The 20,645-nt window shown below is 73.3% G+C and carries 12 protein-coding genes and 2 pseudogenes; 11 read left to right on the forward strand and 3 right to left on the reverse strand.

Features of this window, described 5'->3' with window-relative positions; translation table 11 throughout:
* Nucleotides 1-18: 18 nt before the first annotated feature.
* Genes ACF07S_RS26865 through ACF07S_RS26895 form a run of 7 tightly spaced genes read left to right on the forward strand, consistent with a single transcriptional unit; the run spans nucleotide 19 to nucleotide 14,846 of the window.
* Entirely contained in the window at nucleotides 19-7,425 is a 7,407-nt protein-coding gene (locus ACF07S_RS26865; RefSeq protein WP_391975324.1) for an SDR family NAD(P)-dependent oxidoreductase, read from the forward strand.
* A gap of 5 nt (nucleotides 7,426-7,430) precedes the next feature.
* Nucleotides 7,431-8,300: a TIGR00268 family protein gene (locus tag ACF07S_RS26870; RefSeq protein ID WP_391966932.1), complete on the forward strand. Its 870-nt coding sequence runs from the start codon at nucleotides 7,431-7,433 to the stop codon at nucleotides 8,298-8,300.
* Complete coding sequence (gene larB, locus ACF07S_RS26875) at nucleotides 8,297-9,073, forward strand: nickel pincer cofactor biosynthesis protein LarB (RefSeq protein ID WP_391966931.1); 777 nt, start codon at nucleotides 8,297-8,299, stop codon at nucleotides 9,071-9,073. The genes ACF07S_RS26870 and larB overlap by 4 nt, the downstream gene beginning before the upstream one ends.
* On the forward strand, nucleotides 9,070-10,347 hold the full coding sequence (larC, locus tag ACF07S_RS26880) for a nickel pincer cofactor biosynthesis protein LarC (protein WP_391975325.1): 1,278 nt from the start codon (nucleotides 9,070-9,072) through the stop codon (nucleotides 10,345-10,347). The genes larB and larC overlap by 4 nt, the downstream gene beginning before the upstream one ends.
* Nucleotides 10,348-10,399: 52 nt before the next feature.
* Complete coding sequence (locus ACF07S_RS26885) at nucleotides 10,400-12,559, forward strand: HAD-IB family phosphatase (protein ID WP_391966929.1); 2,160 nt, start codon at nucleotides 10,400-10,402, stop codon at nucleotides 12,557-12,559.
* Nucleotides 12,556-14,133: a lactate racemase domain-containing protein gene (locus ACF07S_RS26890; RefSeq protein ID WP_391966928.1), complete on the forward strand. Its 1,578-nt coding sequence runs from the start codon at nucleotides 12,556-12,558 to the stop codon at nucleotides 14,131-14,133. Before ACF07S_RS26885 ends, ACF07S_RS26890 begins: the two co-directional genes overlap by 4 nt.
* Nucleotides 14,130-14,846 (forward strand): lysophospholipid acyltransferase family protein, encoded by a 717-nt coding sequence (locus tag ACF07S_RS26895; protein ID WP_391975326.1) that lies wholly within the window; start codon nucleotides 14,130-14,132, stop codon nucleotides 14,844-14,846. The genes ACF07S_RS26890 and ACF07S_RS26895 overlap by 4 nt, the downstream gene beginning before the upstream one ends.
* 381 nt (nucleotides 14,847-15,227) lie before the next feature.
* On the opposite strand, the gene ACF07S_RS26900 is transcribed toward ACF07S_RS26895, so the two are convergent.
* Entirely contained in the window at nucleotides 15,228-16,172 is a 945-nt protein-coding gene (locus ACF07S_RS26900; RefSeq protein ID WP_391966976.1) for a MerR family transcriptional regulator, read from the reverse strand.
* A 119-nt stretch (nucleotides 16,173-16,291) separates the two neighbouring features.
* On the opposite strand from ACF07S_RS26900, the gene ACF07S_RS26905 reads away from it, so the two are divergent.
* The gene (locus tag ACF07S_RS26905) at nucleotides 16,292-17,806 is read left to right on the forward strand and encodes an alpha/beta hydrolase (protein WP_391975327.1); all 1,515 of its coding nucleotides are present in this window, start codon (nucleotides 16,292-16,294) and stop codon (nucleotides 17,804-17,806) included.
* Between the two features lie 197 nt (nucleotides 17,807-18,003).
* Nucleotides 18,004-18,246: pseudogene (locus tag ACF07S_RS26910) on the forward strand (phosphotransferase); the annotation flags it as partial.
* Here the strand turns inward: ACF07S_RS26910 and ACF07S_RS26915 are convergent.
* Nucleotides 18,152-18,646 (reverse strand): RNA polymerase sigma factor, encoded by a 495-nt coding sequence (locus tag ACF07S_RS26915; protein WP_391975328.1) that lies wholly within the window; start codon nucleotides 18,644-18,646, stop codon nucleotides 18,152-18,154. The pseudogene ACF07S_RS26910 and the gene ACF07S_RS26915 overlap by 95 nt on opposite strands.
* A 57-nt stretch (nucleotides 18,647-18,703) precedes the next feature.
* Between ACF07S_RS26915 and ACF07S_RS26920 the strand changes: the two are divergent.
* Nucleotides 18,704-18,818 (forward strand): annotated as a pseudogene (locus ACF07S_RS26920) (antibiotic acetyltransferase); the annotation flags it as partial.
* Between the two features lie 261 nt (nucleotides 18,819-19,079).
* Here ACF07S_RS26920 and ACF07S_RS26925 read toward each other — a convergent pair.
* On the reverse strand, nucleotides 19,080-19,271 hold the full coding sequence (locus ACF07S_RS26925; RefSeq protein WP_391966925.1) for a hypothetical protein: 192 nt from the start codon (nucleotides 19,269-19,271) through the stop codon (nucleotides 19,080-19,082).
* 203 nt (nucleotides 19,272-19,474) lie between these two features.
* On the opposite strand from ACF07S_RS26925, the gene ACF07S_RS26930 reads away from it, so the two are divergent.
* Nucleotides 19,475-20,626 carry a glutathione-independent formaldehyde dehydrogenase gene (locus ACF07S_RS26930; protein WP_391975329.1) on the forward strand — a complete coding sequence of 384 codons (1,152 nt, stop codon included), beginning with the start codon at nucleotides 19,475-19,477 and terminating at the stop codon, nucleotides 20,624-20,626.
* Nucleotides 20,627-20,645: the final 19 nt, after the last annotated feature.

The following is a 20,645-nucleotide window of genomic DNA, read 5'->3' on the forward strand; positions in this document are numbered from 1 at the left end:
GACATCCCGGAGGGCCCCGTGTCCAGTTCCGCGCAACCACTGCCTCCGCACGCCGTCGCCGTCATCGGCGCCGCCTGCCGCCTTCCCGGCGGCATCCGGAACCTGGACGATCTCTGGGGGGTGCTGACCGTCGGCCGTGACGTGGTGACCACCGTTCCCGAAGACCGTTTCCACGCCGCGGACTTCACCGACGCAAGGCGTCGGCGCCCCGGCGTGAGCTACACGGCGGCGGGCGGTTTCCTCGACGACATCACGGGCTTCGACACCTCCTTCTTCGCCGGCATCTCCCCGCGCGAGGCGTCACGGATGGACCCCCAGCAGCGGCTGGTCCTGGAGCTGGCGGTCGAAGCGCTCGACGACGCCGGAATCGACCACCGGCACACGGCGGGCTCCGACACCGCGGTGTTCGTGGGCTGCTCCAGCCGTGACTACGGCGAACTGCAGTCCTGTGTCCCGCACACCGGCAACGCGTACACCATCACGGGCATGGCGGTCTCCAACACGGCCAACCGTGTCTCGCACTTCCTGGACTGGCGCGGACAGAGCATCGTCGTGGACACGGCGTGCTCGTCGGCGCTGACAGCCCTGCACCAGGCGTGTGAACACCTGCGCTCCGGACGCTCGCGGACCGCGCTGGCCGGCGGTGTCAACATCCTGATCAACCCACAGGGCTTCGCCGGCTTCTCGGGCGCATCGATGCTCTCCCCCAGCGGACGGTGCCGCGCCTTCTCCGCCGAGGCGGACGGGTTCGTCCGGTCCGAGGGTGGTGGCATCGTCCTGCTGAAACGGCTGGACGACGCGCTCGCCGCCGGCGACCGGATCCACGGCGTGATCGTCGCCGGCGGCACCAACAACGACGGCCGCACGCCCGGACTGGCCCTGCCCAGCGCGGAGGCCCAGGAAGCACTGCTGCGTGAGGTCTACGCCGAAGCCGGGCTGACACCCGACGACTTGGCGTACTTGGAGGCGCACGGGACCGGCACGCCAGTGGGCGATCCCGTCGAGTGCGCGGCCATCGGCCGCGCACTGGGGACCGGCCGCTCCACCGGCGCCCTGCCCATCGGCTCGGTGAAGAGCAACATCGGCCACCTCGAGGCCGCCTCGGGCATGCCCGGGGTGTTCAAGGCGCTTCTCGTCCTGCGTCACGGCCGGATCCCGGCCACTGCGCACGTCGAACCGCTCAACCCGCACATCGACTTCGCGGGCCACAACATCAGGCCCGTGGCCGGCTTCGAGGAACTGCGGACCGGCGGACGGCCGTACGTGGGCGTCAACTCCTTCGGCTTCGGCGGAGCCAACGCCCACATCGTTCTCACCGTGCCTCCCGAACAGGCCGCGGAGCCGGTTCCCACGCCCGCCGGCCGACTACCGGTCGTGGTCTCCGCCCGCACCCCCGAGGCGCTGCGGGCCGCCGCGGAGCAGATGGCACAGCACCTGGAGCTCACCCGCGACGGTGAGTTCTACGACGTGTCCTACACCTCGACCATGCGCCGCACGCGCCACGAGCACCGCGCCGCCGTGCTGGCACACGACCCCGTCGAGGCCGCGGAGGCGTTCCGCGCAGTGGCGGACGGTGCGGTGCCCGGCGTTCCGGCCGCGTCGGGCAAGGTCGCGTTCGTCTTCTCCGGCAACGGCTCCCAGTGGCACGGCATGGGGGTGCAACTCCTGCGGGGCGAGCCGGCCTTCCGGCAGGCCGTGGAGGCCGTCGACGCGGAACTCGCCCCCCGGCTCGGCTGGTCCGTCCTCGAGGAACTCACCGCGGGAAAATCCCGGCTCCACCTGACCGAAGTCGCCCAGCCGCTGCTGTTCGCCGTGCAGGTCGGTCTCGTGCGGCTGCTGGAGGGGAACGGCGTCCGGCCGGACGCCGTCGTGGGTCACAGCGTCGGCGAGATCGCCGCCGCCCACGTCTGCGGAGCCCTCGACCTGGCCGCCGCCTGCCTGGTCGTCTCCGAACGCAGCCGCGCCCAGGCGCCGACCGCGGGACGTGGCCGGATGGCGGCCGTCGGCCTGTCATGGGAGGACGCCCGGAAGGAGATCACCGCCCGGGCGGGCCGCTTGGAGGTGGCCGGAGTCAACACCCCCACCGACGTCACCCTCGCCGGGGATCCGACCGTGCTGGCGGAGCTGGGCCGGGACCTGGATGTCCGTGGCGTCCTGTTCCGCGAACTGGACCTCGACTACGCCTTCCACAGCAGGGCCATGGACGGCATCGAGGAGCCGTTGAAGGCGGCCCTCGCCCGGCTGCGGTCCGGCGCCCCCCGCATCCCCTTCGCCTCCACCGTCACGGGTGGCCTCGTCGAGGGTGAGGAGCTCGACGCGGACCACTGGTGGCGCAATGTGCGCGAACCGGTCCTGTTCGCCGACGCCGTAGGGGCACTCGCCGAAGCCGGCTGCGGCCTGTTCGTCGAGATCGGCCCGCACGCCGTGCTCGCTCCCTACCTGAAGCGGCTGACCACGGCGACGGCGGTGGTACCGGCCTGCCGCCGGGACCAGGCCGGCCCCGAGGCGGTACGCCGGACGGTCGCGCGCCTGCTCGCCGCGGGGGCCGGTGACGTCCCCTTCCCGCGCCCCGGCAGGATCGTCACCCTTCCCTCGTATCCCTGGCAGCGCGAACGCCACTGGAACGGCACGCCCGACGGGTGGGCCCGGGTGCCGCAGGACCCGGGTCTCGTCCATCCACTGCTGGGCCGGCGCGCGGCCGTCGCCGAGCCCGCCTGGCACCAGACCCTGACCAGCCTTCGGCTGCCCTGGCTGGAGGACCACAGGGTCGGCGGGGCCGTGGTCGTGCCCGGCACTGCGTACCTGGAGGCCGCCCTCGCCGCCGGGCGCGCCGCCTTCACGAGTGCGGCCGAGGTCACCGACCTCGACATCGTGCGCGCGCTGGTCATGCCCCGTGACGACGAGACCCATGAGGTGGTGCTGCAGACCTCGCTGTCGGAGGAGGACGGCGTGGTCCGTATCGCCTCACGCGTCGCCATCGCGGCCGCCTGGCGGACGCACGCCCGGGGCAGGGTCCGCCGCCTGGCCTCCCGGCCGCCGGACGCCGTCGACCTCGGCGCCGTACGGGAGCGGCTGGGCCGGACCGGCGCCGCGGTGGACGCGGCGCGCCACTACGAGCAGGCCGCCCGGGCCGGGCTGGAGTACGGCCCGTCCTTCCGCGTGCTGACCCGGCTGTGGGCGGGCGGGGACGAGGTGCTGGCCGAGTACGCCTGGCAGCCCCCGGCGGCCGGCGAAGGCTACGAGGCGCATCCCACCGTGCTCGACGGCGCGCTCCAGGCGGCCTCCCCCCTGCTCGCGGCCCTGCCCGGTGACCGGATGTACGTGCCGACCGCCATCGCGGCCGCGCGGGTGTGGGACCGGCTGCCGGAACGCGGGCTGATTCACGTCCGAGGGGTGTCGCGCGGCCTGCAGGACGCCGTCCTCGATCTCACCGTGGTGGACGAGACCGGCCGGGTCGTGGTGGAGCTGACACGGTGCCGGCTGAGGGGCGTCGCGGCCGGCCGGCCCGGGGAACCGCAGCAGTTGACGCAGGTACTGCGGGCCGCGCCCCGCGCGGGCGACCACCAGGGGGAGCCGGTCCCGTTCCCCCCGCCGGCGGACCTGATCCGCGCGGCCACCCGGCAGGGGACGGAGGAGGCACCGCAGGACGCCCGCGGTTCCGCGGGCTCCGCTTTCGCCCGGCGGGTCAAGACCGCGATCGGCCACTGGGCCGCGCACACCTTCGCCCGTCTGCTCCCCGGCGCGCGGGAATTCACACCGGACGACCTGCGGGCCGCAGGGGTGCGGCCGCAGCACGACCGGTACGTCCGCCTGCTGACCGACATGGCGGAGCGGGCCGGCCTGCTCGAACGGACGGGCACGGGTACGCCGGGCCACGAGCGCCGGCGTTTCACGGGCACGGCCCGGCCACTGGAACTCGTGCGGTCCTGCGCGGCGGACTTTCCCCAGTGGATCTCGGCCATCGCCGTCTACACCCGGTGCGGCACCCACCTGCCGCAGATCCTCAAGGGACAGACCGACCCCCGGGAGGTGCTGTTCGCCGAGGCCGACCGGCATCTCGTCGAAGCGCTCTACAACGACACGCCGGACATGCGGGCCCTCGGCCAGTGCGCCCGGTCCCTGCTGGCCGAGGCGCTCCGGACATGGCCGGCCGACCGTCCGCTGCGCGTGCTGGAGGTGGGCGCGGGCACCGGCGGCACGACCGCGGTGCTGCTCCCGGCACTCCCGCCCCACCTCACCCGGTACGTCTACACGGACGTCTCCGAGGGCTTCTTCCCCCGGGCGCGGGCCCGCTTCGACGGCTACGGCTTCGTCGAGTACCGGACCTTGGACCTGGAGCGCGACCCGGTGCGACAAGGCTTCGAGGAGGGGGGCTTCGATCTCGTCGTGGCAGCGAACGTCCTGCATGCGACCAGCGCCCTGAACGCCACGGCACGCCGTCTGACGACTCTGCTCGCCGACGGCGGTCACCTGCTCGCCCTGGAGAGCCACGACGAGGGACTGCTCGGTCCGTGCTTCGGCCTCCTCGACGGCTACTGGGCCTTCACCGACCACGACCTGCGCGCCACACCCCTGTTGCCGCACACCGGATGGGTCCCGCTTCTCGAGCGCTGCGGCTTCGACGAGGTGGTCCGGACGGGGGACGCCGTCGGCGGGGACGCCTACTCCGTGTTCTGCGCCCGCCGCGGCCGCCGGCCCGCCGGAGCCGTACCGAAGACGGTGGCGCCGCCCTCGGCCCCGGGTCGCTGGGTCGTGGTGACCGAACGCCCGGACGGCGCCCTCGGCCCGGCTCTCGCCTCGCTGCTGTCCTCCTCCGGTGCCGATGCCGACCTCGTGGACGTGTCGGACCTCCCCGACCCGTGGCGGGCCGGGCTGCCACGGGGAAGGGGCCGGCTGGACGGTGTGGTCCTTCACCTCGACGCCCCGGCCGGGGAGGGGGCACGGGCCGCCACGGTGCGCAGGGCCGGGCTGATCCGGGCCATGGCGGACGCCTGCGGCACCGCGAGGCCGGAAGGCGGGAGCGCGCTGTGGCTGGTGACCGGGGAGACCGGGCTGTTCCCGGATCCGGCCGGGGCCGGGAGTCCCGCGGACGCCGCGGTGTGGGGGGTCGGACGTGTGCTCGCCAACGAGCGACCGGGACTGGCGGTCCGCCGGCTGTCACTGGAGCGCTCCGCCGACCCGGCCCAGGACGCCGGTCGGATCGTGCGGGAACTGCTCGACCCCGCCGACGACGACGAGGTGGTCCTCACCTGCCGGGGCCGGTTCGTGCCGCGGTCGGTCGACTGCGTGCCCCCCACGCGGAAGGGGAGCGGCGCCGACCGCCCCTACGCCCTGCGGCTGCGCGACCCGGGGATCGGGCACCGGCTGGCGTGGGTGCCGGCCGAGCCGTCGGTGGCGGCCCGGGGCGAGGTGGTGATCCGGGTGCGGGCCGCGGCGCTCAACTACCGCGATGTGATGCTGACCGCGGGGATGCTTCCCCCCGGCGCCGAACCACCGGTGCCCGGTGGGCCCGCGCTCGGTCTCGAATGCGCCGGGGACGTCGTCGCCGTCGGACCGGGGGTGACGGAACTCGTTCCCGGGGACCGGGTCTTCGCGTTCGGCCACGGCACGCTCGCCTCCCACGTGTGCGTGCGGACCGAGCAGACCGGACTCGTCCCCAACGGCATGACCTACAGCGAGGCCGCGACCCTGCCGGCGGTGTACCTCACCGTGCAGCACAGCCTGGAGGAACTGGCCCGGCTGGCGCCCGGGGAGACGTTGCTGGTGCACGGCGGAGCCGGCGGGGTCGGTCTCGCGGCGCTGCGGTACGCCCGCGACCTGGGTGCCTCGGTGATCGCCACGGCGGGCACTCCGGCCAAACGGGACCTCCTGCGCGCGCTCGGCGCCGACCACGTCCTGAACTCCCGGGACCTGTCCTTCGCCGACCGGGTGAGGGAGGTCACGGAGGACCGGGGCGTCGACGTGGTCCTCAACTCCCTGGCGGGCGAGGCCATCGCACACGGACTGGAGTGCCTGCGGCCCGGCGGGCGTTTCGTCGAACTCGGAAAGCGCGACATCCACGGCAACCGGCCGATGCTGCTGGGCCCGTTCCGCGACAACCTCTCCTACTTCGCCGTCGACATCACCCGGCTCGCCGCCGACGCGCCACGGGCAGTGGCCGCGGCGTTCGCGGAAGTGACGCGGAGGGTGGCCGCGGGGAGGTACCGGCCGCTGCCGCACCAGACCCACCCGGCCGCCGGCGTCGAGGAGGCACTGCGCACGCTGCGGCACTCCCGGCACCTGGGCAAGGTCGTCATCACCTTCGACGCGGCCGAGCCGGTGCCCGTGGAACAGCCCGACGAGCCGTTGCGCCTGGACCCGGACGCCACCTATCTCGTCACCGGCGGCCTCAGCGGCCTCGGGGCGGCCACCGCGCGGTACCTCGCCCACTGCGGCGCGGGTGCCCTGGCACTCGTCGGCCGCCGGGGCGAGTCCTCGCCCGGAGCGTCCGCCCTGCTCGACGAACTCGCCGAGCTGGGAGCGCGGGCCCGGGCGTACGCCGCCGACGTCACCGACGCCGGGGCGATCGAGGCGATCCTCGCCGAGGCCGACGCCGCGGGCCGGCCGGTGCGCGGCGTCGTGCACGGTGCCATGCACCTCGACGACGCGCCTCTGCACGAGATGACGGCCGAACGGTTCGCCGCCGTCCTCGCGGCGAAGGCGCAGGGCGGTGACGTGCTGCACGCGCTCACCCGGAACCGGTCGCTCGGGTTCTTCGTCGTGTACTCCTCCCTCGCCGCCCTCGTGGGCAACCTTCACCAAGCGCCCTACGCGGCCGCCAACCTCCACCTGGAGTCCCTGGTGCGCACGCGCCGGGCGAGGGGACTGCCCGGTCTCGCCCTCGCCTGGGGCGGCATCGGGGACACCGGCTACGTCGTACGCAGCGGGCTCACGGACACCATGCGGCGCTCCGGGCTCGGCCTCCTCCCGCCGGACACGGCCTGCGCGGCGCTCGGCCGTCTCCAGAGCAGGGACGAGGTCTCCGCAGCGGTCGGGTACGTCGACTGGGACCGCATGGGCGGGATGCTGCCGGCGCTGAAGGCACCACGGTTCGCCGATCGGCTGGGGAGGGCGCAGGCCGACTCCGGCCGGACGGCCTCGGCGGACTTCAGGGAGCGGTTCTCGAGGGCGGACGGCGAGGGGGAGCAGAAAGCCGTCATCGGCGACACGCTCACCGCTCTCACCGCCGCCGTTCTCCAGATGCCCCCCGAACGCGTGAACCGCCGCGCCGAACTGGCGGAGCTCGGCCTGGACTCCCTGATGGGAGTGGAGCTCAAGGCCGGGCTGCACCGGGTGTTCGGCTGCGACCTCCCCGTCATGGAGCTGATGGCCGCCGGCAGCGTCGCCGGTCTGACGGACCGCCTGCACCGAGCGTTGAAGGGATGAACCGCATGCCGATGCCCTCGACCGGTCCGACCGCGTCCCGCGCCGCGAACGCGCTGCTCATCGAGGTGGGCCGTCTGGACAGTGTCGTCGTCGCCTACTCCGGCGGCGTCGATTCCGCACTGGTGCTCGCCGCCTCCCTGCGGGCCCTGGGCCCCTCCCGTACGCTGGCGGCGATCGCGGACTCCCCCGCCCTGGCCCGGGACGAGTTCCTGCTCGCCCGGCGCACGGCGGCGGAGCTGGGCGTGGAACTGGTCGTCCTCACGACGGACGAGCTCGCCGTGCCCGGGTACCGGGCCAACACCGGCGACCGCTGCTACTTCTGCAAACGCAGCGTGCTGGCCGCGGTGTCGGACCTGGCGGCGGCCCGCGGTTACGCCCACGTGGCGACCGGCACCCACCGGGACGACCACCGCTCCGGGCACCGGCCGGGTCTGCGCGCCGCACGTGAGCGAGGAGTCGTCGAGCCCCTCGCGTCCGCGGGCCTGGGCAAGGCACAGGTCCGGGCCGTCGCACGGGAGTGGAGGCTCACCGTGGCCGACAAACCGGGCACCCCCTGTCTGGCGTCCAGGATCGCGGTCGGCGTGCCCGTGACCCGGCTGCGGCTGGAACTCGTGGAGCGCGCGGAAACGGCCGTGCGGCTTTTCCTGGCCGAACGGCGCGTACCCGTGCGTGACCTGCGCGTCAGGATCCTGGTCGGTGCCTTCCGCGTGGAACTCGACGCGACCGCCCACCGGTGGCTGGCCGGGCGGCCCGGGCAGGAGGCCGAGTTGCTCGACCGGGTCGGCCGGACGGTCGGGCTCGCGAACGGCACCCTCGGTCCCTACCGGCCGGGTTCCGTGAGCGGGGCCGCGGCACCGGAGGGAGGTCCGCGATGACCTGGAGCACCGGCCTCGAGGACCTGCTGGACTGCGAGACGTACCGTGCCGGGGACTTCGCCCGTCTCGACACCTCACGGCGGCGCCGCACCGGCGTGCCGGAGGTGGTGTTCGCTCCGTCGAAGACACCTGAGCAGACGCTGCAGCTCCTCACCGCTCTGCGAGGACGCGACCCCGGCTCGCCCGCTCTGGCGACCCGGTGTCCGGACGAAGTGCTCGACGCGGCGCCGGCCCACTTCGCGGACACGGCGCACCCCGTGCTGGTCGACCGCGTGGCCCGGACCGTCACCGTCGGTGAACTCCCGCCGTCCCGCGGCACGGTGGCCGTCCTCACGGCGGGTACCGGGGACCTCCCGGTGGCCCGCGAGGCGCTGGCCACCCTCGCCGTGCTCGGGGCGGGAGCCGAGCTCGTCGACGACGTCGGGGTGGCGGGCATCGGGCGGCTGTTCCCCCATGTACCCCGGCTGCGGAACGCCGACTGCATCCTCGTCGTGGCGGGTATGGACGGTGCCCTGCCGAGCGTGGTCGCCGGCCTGCTGAGGGCCCCGGTGGTCGGCGTGCCCACCAGTGTCGGATACGGCGTCGCCGCGGGCGGCCTCGCCGCCGCGGCCACCATGCTCGCCTCCTGCGCCCCCGGCCTGACCGTGGTCAACATCGACAACGGCTTCGGCGCCGCCGCGCACGCCGGCAAGATCGTGGAAGCCGTGCACGGCACACCGCCCGACGGCGGTCGTCCACGCCCCGCCCCCACGGCTGTGGACGGCGACCGGTGAACGGGACGGGTCCTGCCCCGCGCGGCCCCGCGGCCCACCTGGACTGCACCGCGGGCGTGGCGGGTGACATGCTGCTCGGCGCGCTCGTGGACGCGGGTGCCGGCACCGGCACCGTCATCGACGCGGTGCGCTCCCTGAAGGTACCCGGTCTCGACGTCTCGGTCGGCCGCGCCCGGCGCGGCGGGTTCGCCTGCGCGCGGGTGACGGTCACCCGGCCCGCCTCGCCCGACCGCGCCCGGCACCTGACGGACGTCCTGGAACTGCTCGCCGGGGCGGACGGCGTCGCACCCGCCGCCGTCCGCACGGCCCGCCGCACCTTCGAGCTCCTCGCCGCCGCCGAGGCCCGGGCGCACGGGACGACTCCGGACCGGGTCCATTTCCACGAGGTGGGGGCGTACGACGCCCTCGCCGACGTGGTCGGCTGCGCCGCGGCGCTGGATGACCTCGGGCTGCTCGCCGAGCACGCGTCGGTCACCTGCTCCGCGCTGGCCGCGGGCAGTGGGGAGGTCCGCTGCGCCCACGGCACGATGCCCGTACCCGTACCCGCCGTCCTCCACATCGCCGCGCAGGCCGGCCTCGAACTGGCCCGTGGTGACCTGCGGGGTGAGCGCACCACGCCGACGGGGGCGGCGCTCGTCGCCGCCGTGGCCGTTCCGGGCCCGATGCCGTCGATGACCGTGCGCGCCGTGGGCACAGGCGGCGGGCGCCGCGACACCCCGGACCGTCCCAACGTCACCCGGGTCGTCCTGGGCGAAACCACGACGGCCTCCCCCGGGCCGGCCGAGGGCGACGTCGTGGTGCTGGAGAGCACCGTCGACGACCTCGACCCCCGGCACTGGCCGTCGGTGCTGGACGCGCTGCGCGCGGCCGGGGCCTGGGACTGCTGGACCACCGGTGTCGTCGGCCGGCACGGCCGACCGGGCAGAGTCGTCACGGCGCTGTGCTCGCAGGAGGTCAGGCACGCCATCGCCGACGCGTTGCTGCTGCACACCACCACACTCGGGGTGCGGTGGACGACGTGCCGGCGGACGACGCTGCCCCGTCGCAGTGCCACCGTCTCCATCGGACCCGCGGAGCGGCCGGAGCGGGTGCTGGTGAAGACGGCCGAGCGTCCGGACGGCACGGTGACCGCTCAACCCGAACAGTCCGACGTCGAACGGGCCGCCACGTCCCTGGGGTGGCCACTGCGGACGGTGTGCGAGGCCGTCATGGACCGCTGGCGCCGGGATCACCGGACGGCGGACGTCCCCGGACCCGACGCACCGCATGGGTGACGGGTCGAGCGGCAACCACATCCCCCGCGACCTTCCAGGAAGCCGTGCTCCCATGCCCCGTGCCTACCGTGTCCGAGACCTCGCGGGGACCCACGTCCTGCTGACCGGATCCACCGAGCGCGCCGAACTCGCCGTCCTGCACCGCCTCGTGACAGCGCATCCGGACACGTACGTCAGCGTCGTTCCGCCGCCGGACGAGCCCGCCGGGCGCAGCGGTTCCTCGGCGGGGGACGACGGGCTCGCCCTGCTGCTGAGCCGGAAGGCGTTCGGACCGTGGCGGGAGGCGGCCGGAGCCGGACCGGCGATGGCCGAGGCCCGTCGCCATGTGAGCGTGCTCGCGGGATCTCCGGGAGACGTCCCGCTGCCCGCCGGAATCGACGTCGTCGTCCACTGCGCCCCCACCGGCGGGCCGGACCGGCCGCTCGACACCGTGTACGGCGAACAGCTCACGCCGCTCGTCGTCCTGTGCGGGCGAGGGGCACGCCAACGGCTCCGGCCCCACCTGGTGTATGTGTCCCAGGCCGCTTTCTCCGGCACCGAGCGCGGGGTCGTCCGCGAGGCCCGGCTGGAGCACGACCTGGACTGGCGTCGTGAACTCGCCCTGGCACAGGACCTCAGGAGCGACGCCGAGCGTCTCTCGAGGACCCCGGGCAGACTGCGCCGGACCCGGCGTGCCGCCGAACGCGCCCACCGGGGCGCGGGGCCCCTGATCGTGGCGCGGGAGGCGGAGGCGGCGCGCAGGGCCTGGGTGGAGCGGCGGCTGGTGGAGGAGGGGCGGGCCCGTGCGCGTGCCCTCGGTCACTCCGACGCGGAGGCTCTGGCCGCCGTGCTGGCGGAACGCGTCGCCGAGGAGCTGTGGCGGCCGTACCCGCTGACCGTGCTGCGCCCGGCACCGGTGGGCCACGCCCTGCACCACCCCTACCCGGGCTGGTCCGAGGGCAGGACGAGGGCGGTCCCGCCGGCCGCGGTCATCACCCTGGCCGACACGGTGGCCGGCTCCGTCACGACGGTGTTCGACGCGGTGCCCGCGGACCTGGTGGCCGACGCCGTCCTGGCCGCGGCCGCCGCGCGACCCGCCCCGGGCTCACCCCACTACTTCCACCTCGGCACGGCGACGACCCGCCCCCTGACCCTGGGGGAACTGCGCTCCGTGCTGCACATCCCCGTGCTGCGGGCCCCCCTTCCCGCTCCCCGCCGACGCCTGCCGCGGCGACGGCCGGAGTTGCCGGGCGTGTACGACCCGGCCGAGGTCCGTTATGACGACACCGAGTTGGCGGCCCTGAGGAACGCGCTCCCCCTCCCGCGGACGTACCACTTCGATCCGGGCGCGATCGACTGGCGGCGCCACCTGGCGGCCCGGGAGGCCTCGGACGTCGCGGAACGGCTGCGCACACCGCTCACGAGGGCGGCCCCGACCGCGGCGCCCCGTCGCCCGGTGGCGAACGAGCCGGCCGTGGCCGTCTTCGACCTGGACGGCACCGTCGTCGCCTCCGACCTCGTCGAGTCCTACGTGTGGACACGTCTTGCCGGCCTGCCGCACCGTGTCTGGCCGGTCGAGCTCCTGGACCTGATTCTCGACGCGCCCCGCCTCCTGTCCGCCGAACGGGCCGACCGGGCCCGCTTCATCCGTGTCTTCCTGCGCCGGTACGCGGGTACGGACGAAGCCGTCCTGCGGCAGCTGGTGCGCGGCGCCGTCGGCGACGCACTGCTGCACCGGGTCAGGCACGAGGCGGTCCGGCGCATCCGCGCGCACCGGGCGGCGGGGCACCGCACCGTGCTGGTGACCGGCGGCCTCGATCTGCTCGCCGAGCCGCTGCGTCCTCTGTTCGACGACATCGAGGCCTGCCGCATGCGCACCCTCGACGGCGTCATGACCGGGCGGGTGACCGCGCGACCGCCCGTCGGCGAGGCGCGAGCCGACTGGCTGCGACGCTACACGGCCGAGCACGGTCTGGACCCCGCCCGGGCCTATGCCTACGCGGACAGCTACTCGGACCGGGCGCTGCTGGACGCGGTCGGCCACCCGCACGCCGTCGACCCCGACGCGCGCCTCCTCCGGCACGCCGTGCGAAGGCGTTGGCCCGTACTGCACTGGGGCGCCCGCACCGCCACCCGGTGGGAGGCACTGACCGTAGCCGCCGGCCAAGCGGGCGCGCGAAAGGTGCGGACGGAAAACCACCGGTTGTCGGGCGTGGAAGAGGAGACAGCATGAGCACACCAGGGTTCGTACTCGACGTCGACGATCGCACTCCGCCGCTGGTGCTGTTCGAGGGGGAGGGAATCCGTGCCGAGCGCCTGCCGGTGGGCAGCAGGGTGATCTACCCGCCGGCCTCGCTCCCCGGTATCCGCGACCTCGACACGGCCATCCGCGACACGTTGCTGCACCCGCACGGCATCGAACCCCTGCCCGAGCTCCTCCGACCGGGCATGCGGTTGACCGTGGTCTTCGACGACGTGTCCCTGCCGCTGCCGTCGATGCGGCGTCCCGATGTGCGCGGGCGGATCATCGAGCACGTCCTCGAGATCGCCGCCCGGCGGGGAGTGGAGGACATCGAGGTCATCGCGGCGAACGCCTTGCACCGGCGGATGACCGCCGCGGAACTGCGGCACGTCGTGGGCGACCGCGTCTTTCGCGCCTACTTCCCCCACCACCTGCGCAACCATGACGCGGAGGACCGGGACAACCTGCTCCACCTGGGCATGACCGGTGCCGGCGAAGACGTCGAAATCAATCGCAGGGCGGCCGAAAGCGACCTCCTCGTATACGTCAACGTCAACTTGATCGCGCTGAACGGCGGCCCCAAGTCCGTTTCCGTCGGCCTGGCGAGCTACCGCAGTCTGCGCCACCACCACAACACGCACACTCTGCGGCACTCACGCTCCTTCAACGATCCGCCCAACTCCGCGCTGCACCACTCCTTCCACCGCATGCTGGACGTGATCGGCGGTCGGCTGAAGATCTTCACGGTCGAGACCACGGTCAACGGCGACTCCTTCCCGCCGTCCATGGGCTTCCTCACCACCCACGAGTGGGAGTGGAGCCTCGCCGACCGGCTCGGCTTCCTCGGCGTCCGGCACGGCAACCGGGCCCTGCCACCGAGGCTGCGCCGCCGCCTGCTGAACTCCCTCAAGGCGCCGTACGGCGTCACGGGGGTCACGGCGGGCACCCCGAGCGCGGTCCATCCGATCACGTTGGCGAACGTGCACCGCCAGCAGGTCACCCCTGTCCAGGGGCAGTCCGACATCGGGGTGTTCGGGGTGCCCTACGTCGGTCCGTACAACGTGAATTCGATCATGAACCCGGTGCTGGCGATGTGCATGGCCCTGGGCTACCTCTTCAACTTCTACCTCAACAAGCCGATCGTGCGGCAGGGCGGCGTCGGCATCTTCATCCACCCGCTGACGCCCGACTTCCACCCGGTGCACCACCCCAGCTACATCGACTTCTACGAGGAGGTGCTCACGGAGACCACCGATCCCGCACGGATGGAGTCGGTGTTCGAGAAGAGGTTCGCGGAGGACCCCTGGTACATCCACCTCTACCGAACCGGCCACGCCTTCCACGGCGTCCATCCGTTCTACATGTGGTACTGGGGAGCCCACGCGATGCAGCACCTCGGCGACGTCATCTTCGTGGGCGGCGACCCGAAGGCCGCGGCCCGGATGGGGTTCCGAGCTGCGCCGACTCTCTCCGCCGCCCTGGAGATGGCTTCGGACACCGTCGGTACCGCCCCGAGCATCACCTGCCTGCACACCCCGCCCATCACCATGGCGGACGTCCGATGACGGCACCCGACGACACGCGGGCCCCGCCTCTCCCCACCGCCTGGGCCCGCTCGGCACCGGCGCGAGGGCTGCGGACGGCCGTGCACCGAGCCCTTCTCACGCCGTACGTGTGGGCCTGCACCCGGCCGACCGTCGAGGGTGCGGAACACCTCGTCCCGCTCACCGCCCCGGTGGTGTTCGTGGCGAATCACTCCAGCCACCTCGACACGCCGTTGCTCTTCGGAGCCCTGCCGCCGCACATCGCGTCCCGGCTGGTGGTGGGAGCCGCCGCCGACTACTTCTTCGGCTCCCCGCTGACCGGAGCGGCCACAGCGCTTGTCTTCAACGCCTTTCCCGTACAGCGGGGTGCCGCTCCGGGCCGCACGGGGCGAGACGGCCGGGGCCGCGCGGTGCGGGGCGCGGCCCGGCGCCTCCTTGAGGAGGGGTGGCACGTGTTGCTGTTTCCGGAGGGCACCCGTTCCCGGGACGGCCGGCTCGGGGCGTTCGGTACGGGCGCGGCCCGGCTGTGTCTGCAAACCAGCGCGTCGGCGGTGCCCGTCGCGCTGGTGGGCACCCACGCCGTGCTGCCACGGGGAACGCGTGTGCCGGTCCGCGGCGCACCGCCCGTGTCCGTACGGTTCGGCCGGCCGATCCGGGCCGTGCCCGGTGAAGGGCCGCCGGACTTCCGTGACCGGATGAGGGAAAGCGTCCGCACGTTGCAGCGCTCCCCCTGAGCCGCGGAACGCCCAGCGGCAGTGGCCGAGCCGGTTCCATGACGCCGGTGCCGGCAGGGCCGAACGGACCCGCGCGAGGCGAGCCCCGGATCCGCTTGGCGACGGTGCGGATCGATGTCCTCGGGGGCGTTCCAGTCGGTCGGCCGGAACGCCCCCAGCGCCGGCCGGTGAGCTTCCCCCTCAGTGGGCGGACGGGACGGCGGGCGCCGCGCTCGGCTGTCTGCTGCTCGTCCGCCCGCCGCACCCGTGCCCGGTACTCCTCCTGGCGGTCCGGTGAAGATGATCGCGGCGGTGTCGGCGGCGGGCGGTGTCCACCGGCCTCTGCTGTGGGATTACCCGGTCGGTACGAGGGCGGACAGACCGTCGGAGCAGAGCGGGTGTTCACGCCGTCCTGGCGTTGTCCTGCTCCAGTGCCGCGCGCAGCCAGTCGTCCGCAGAGCCCGGGGTCGGTTCCGGATGACCGGCCGGTGGCGTGAGCACCACGGCCGTCAGCTCCCAGTACCGGTCCAGACGCGGCTCGGCCGCGAGCCGCGCGGTCAGCCGGCGGCGGAACTCCGGGGAGTCCCGGCTGCCGTACGCGCTCGCGTACGCCGCGGCGTAGGCGTCCAGTGCCTCACCCGGGTGCGGGTCTCGTGCTCGGCGCAGGTGCGGACCCGTGAGCTCGTACGCCTCGGCGAGTCCCGCGTACAGCACGGCCGCTCCGCGGGCCCCAGCCACTCGGTGCACTTCCGGCTGTGGCTGCCGCCCGCCCGGGCAGGGAGCTGTCGTCATCGCGTGCAACTGGGCGAAGGCGAGTACCTGGGTGGGGTGCGGCTCGTCGGGCGGCTGGGGAACGGCCGCCTCCAGAAACGCCGCTGTCGCCCGGGCAGGCATCCGAGGCGGCAGCCAGGCGCGCCAGAAACGGGCCAGCGGTGCCGTGCTCGGCGGGGTGCTCAGCACACCGAGCAGCCGCAAGCGGTCGGCCCGCTCCGCAGGCGGGCACTCCCCCACCAGCCGCAGCGCCGCCTCCCGCCAGCGCATGGCCCTCAACTCACTGCCCAGCTCGCGCAGGCGGCTTGCGACGGCGTCCTCCAGTACGTGGCCCGCCACGTCTGCGTCGTCGACGACCCGGCGCACCTCGGGCAGCGACAGGCCGAGTGCGCGCAGGGAGCGGATCAGCGTCAACTGCTCCAGTGCCCGGGGGCCGTAGCGGCGATGGCCGCCGCCGCTGCGGGCGGACTCGGGCAACAGCCCCCGGTCGGAATAGAAGCGGACGGTCTTGACGGTGGCACCCGCGCGTTGTGCGAGCTCGCCGATGCTCCATAACGGCTCTTCTGCCGTGGACAGTTGAATCTCCCTCCGGGGGAGTTCCTACGGTACCCGCACGGGCCGGGCGCACGCCCCGGTCCGGCGGACCGTGGCGTACGCGAGCGGCGCGGCGTCCCGCGTACCTGGAGGAGGGATCCATGACGGTGTTCATCATGGTGGCGGGTGTGTTCACCGGCGCCCATGTCTGGCAGGAGACGGCCGCGCGGTTGGGCGTGGCGGGCGGTGAGGTGCACGCGGTGACGCTGACGGGAGTCGATGCGGCCAGGCCCGCCCCGTCGGCCCGGACCAACCTGGAGACGCACGTCGAAGACGTGATCGCGGCGATCGACGCGGTGGACGCCGACCGGGAGATCGTGCTCGTCGGTCACGATTACGGCATCCACCCCGCGGTCGGAGCCGCCGACCGGCGGGCACGGCGCATCGCCCGCATCGTGTATCTGGACTGTGCGATGCCGCGGAACGGTGCTCCGGCGCTGGCCGCCGTTCCGGACCGGGCGCTGCGCACGCGGCTGGCCGAGCTGGATCACTGCAGTGGGCAGGAGGGTGAACTGGCGCCGCCCGCTCGGGACGAGTGGGAGCGCTGGGGCAGTACCGCTGGTGTCTCCGACACGGTACTGGACCGGTTGACCGCCCTCGCCGTGCCGCAGCCGCTGGGCACCCTGTTGCAGCCGCTGCGGCTGACCGGGGCGGTGACCGCGGTCCCGGCCACCGGTGTGCTGTGCACCCGGAACGGCGCCAGTATCGACCGGGTGCAACGGCTCGTCAATTTCGATGATCCTGCGATGGCGTTCCTGGCCGAACCTCGGTTCAGCTTCTTCGAACTGCCCACCGGGCACTGGCCGATGCTGTCCTGCCCCGCCGAGCTGGCGGACGTCCTGCTGCGCGCGACGGCCGGCGAGGGGCACCGTCTGCGACCGGTCGGCGCCGGCGCCCTTCCCGCCCATCTGCGCCCCTTTCCGCTGGACGTTCCCGAGCTGTCCCGAGACCGCAAGGGACATGTCGACCTGTACGTTCCCGACTCCGATGAGCCGCGGCCGGCCGTGGTCTTCGTGCACGGCGGCCCGGTGCCGGCCGGGGCCCGGCCCACTCCCCGCGACTGGCCGACCCTGGTGGGACACGCCCGCCTGGCAGCCGGCGAGGGCATGGTCGGCGCGACTCTCGATCACCGCCTGCACGACATCGCCGACTACGAACGTGCCGCCGCAGACATCACCGCCGCGGTGGAACTGGTGCGGGCCGATCCCCGGGTGGATGCCGACCGGGTCGCCCTGTGGTTCTTCTCCGGCGGGGGCCTGCTCACCGCGGACTGGCTGGCCAAGCCCCCGGCCTGGCTGCGCTGCCTGGCCGCCTCCTACCCCGTCCTGGCGCCGCTGCCCGGCTGGGGGCCGGCCGACAGCCGGTTCCACCCGGTCCGGGCCATCACCCACGCGGGTACGCTGCCCGTCGTCCTCCTGCGCGCCGGGCTGGAGGTACCCGAGATCGCCGCCACCGTCGATGCGTTCGTCACCGCGGCCGACGACAGTGGGGCGCGGCTGGAACTGGTCGACGTCCCCAACGGCCATCACGACTTCGAGACCCTCGACGCGCCCGAAGAGACCGGCCCGGCCCTGCGTCACGCGATGCGCTCGGTGATCACCCACTTGAGGAGATGACACCGGGGCCGCATCCCCTGCCCCTGCTCATCTGATGAAGCCCCATGGTCACGGTCATCCGTTGTCCGGTTCACGGCTCGGGCCGGTTCGGACCCCACTGCGCCGGTGGGGATCGGGCAGAGCGCGACGGCGGAGGCGATCAGCGCCCACGGCACCGACGAGGTGCCGTTCCTCGTACTGGCTGGAAGTGAACGCACGGCCTGCCGCACCTCTCCGGAGTACTCGACGGGGACGATGTCACGCTCAGCGACCCGGCCGAGGATCTCGCGGCCGTCAGCGCCGGCTACGGCCGCGAGGTCTTGGAGCGGGTGCTCGCCCCGGCCGGCCGGCCACACCACGGACTCCTCACCCGCATCGCCGCGATCCGCGCCACATCCGCCCTGCAGCAAGCCCTCTGCGCGATCCGCGACGGCGACGAAGAACTCGCGGACGGCCTGGCCGCGGGCGATGTTGCGCATCACGTCGGCCGCGATGCCCAAAAGCCACGCCCGGGACACTTCCGACTTCCTCGCGCAGCTTGTCGCGCAGACGCCAGGCCTCCAGGAAGGTGAGTGACATGACGTCCTCGGCGAGGGCCCAGTCACCTGTCGTCCTGATCGCATGGGCATAGACGACACGCGCATGCTCGTCGAAGATCTCGGCGAACGCCGTCCGATCGCCAGGCCGGGCCCGTTCGTGCAGTAAGAAGTCCACAGCAACAAGTGTCCGCACAGCTGCACCGGTTCCACTTCTTCTCCGCCGCAGACGGCACCCGGCTGGACCGAGCCCCCTCCCCGCAGCCCGCGCTCGCCCGTGCGAGGGCTCTGCCCGGCCCGAGCCGGTGCGGGTCGTGCTGTCCACCGACCCGGTGCTGGGGCACCCGGGGCAGGAAGTCGTGGCGCGGCTCCGGAAGCGGCAGACCGGGACATCGCCCGGCTGCTCGCGGTGGCCTGGTGGGACTGGTCCGCGGAACACATCACGGACCTATGTGCGGACCGTCGTGTCGGGCAGCATCGCCGACCTGGAAGCCGCCGGCGCGGACACCCGGTGGCCTAGGGACCCTTCCTACTCGGTCCGAGGCTGCGCCCTCGTGCGCGCGCCCTGTCTCCTGTGAGCCGCACAGGGGCCGGCACACCCGCGTGTCGTGCCCGTTTCGCCAGCGATGCGAAGGCCTCCCCCGCTCGGCACGGCTGTGCGTCGGCCCACGGGCCGAGTCGGTGCACACGCTCAGGACCAAGTGCTTGACCGGCACACCGGCCGCGGCCCGGCGCCGGGCACCCGGACGCGGTGCCGCCTACGCGCCGTCGGCGGCGTCCTCCCGGCGGATGTCGGCGAACTCCCACCAGGCGAGCGGCAGCCAGTCACCGTCGACGAAGCCGTCGACGGATCCGCCGGTCCCGTTGATGGCCACGCGGGTCCCTTCCGGATACGTGATGCCGGACAGGCCGGAGACCGGGACGAGCAGGGTGCCGAGACGTCGTGACAAGGTTCTGAACCCTTTCGGTTACACAAGGGGGCATTGTCCCCCTCGTGCAAATCCTCTCATCATGCCCCAGTCTGAAGTATGAGGCAGAGCACACCGGACCGGTCGAGCCACGGGCCGGGACCCTTCCCCCTCGCGCCGGCCCCTGCCCAGCACTGCCGCTACCGAGAGCAAGCAGGCAAACACACGAGTGGAGGTGCCCGAGGATGAAGGCCGTCGTGTACAAGGGACCGTTCGAAGTAGCGATCGAACAAGTGGAGGATCCCCGGATCCAGCACCCGAACGACGTGATCGTCCGCGTCACGTCGACCGCCATCTGCGGCTCGGACCTGCACATGTACGAGGGTCGCACCGCCGCCGAGCCGGGCATCGTCTTCGGCCACGAGAACCTCGGCGTCATCGAGGAGACCGGCGACGGCGTGACCTCGCTCAGCAGGGGCGACCGGGTCGTCATGCCCTTCAACGTGGCCTGCGGGTTCTGCAAGAACTGCACGGCCGGGCTCACGGGCTACTGCGTGACGGTGAACCCGGGCTTCGCGGGAGGCGCCTACGGTTACGTTGCGATGGGACCCTTCCTGGGCGGGCAGGCCGAGTACGTGCGCGTGCCGTACGCCGACTTCAACTGCCTGAAACTCCCGGAGGGCGACGAGAACGAGACCGACTACGTCCTGCTGGCCGACATCTTCCCGACCGGCTACCACGGCAACGAGCTGGCCGACGTACGTCCGGGTGAGAGCGTCGCCGTCTACGGCGGCGGCCCCGTCGGCCTGATGGCGGCCTACTCGGCGATGCTGCGCGGCGCGAGCAAGGTGTTCGTGGTCGACCGGGTGGCGGAGCGGCTGCAGAAGGCGGAGGAGATCGGTGCCGTGCCGATCGACTTCACCGAGGGCAGCGCCGTGGATCAGATCAAGCAGCGAACCGGAGGGGAAGGGACGGACAAGGGCATCGACGCGGTCGGCTACCAGGCACAGGCACAGGCACAGGCGCACGGCGAGAACCGCGAGGAGCCGGCGACCGTGCTGAATCAGCTCGTCGAGACGGTACGGCCGACGGGTGCTCTCGGCGTGCCGGGGCTGTACGTGCCACGCGACCCCGGCGGACCCGACGACCAGGCGAAGCAGGGGATGCTGCTCGTCGCCATCGGGCGCATGTTCGAAAAAGGACTGCGCGTGGGCACCGGGCAGTGCAACGTCAAGCGCTACAACCGTCAGCTGCGGGACATGATCATCGAGGGACGTGCGAGGCCCAGCTTCGTGGTGTCTCACGAACTGCCCCTCGGCGAGGCGCCGACGGCGTACGAGAAGTTCGACAAGCGGATCGAGGGTTACACCAAGGTGGTGCTGCACCCGCAGGCCTGAGGCATCGCGCGTCAGCCCT

This window comes from Streptomyces sp. NPDC016640, from assembly GCF_043076215.1.
GTDB lineage: Bacteria > Actinomycetota > Actinomycetes > Streptomycetales > Streptomycetaceae > Streptomyces.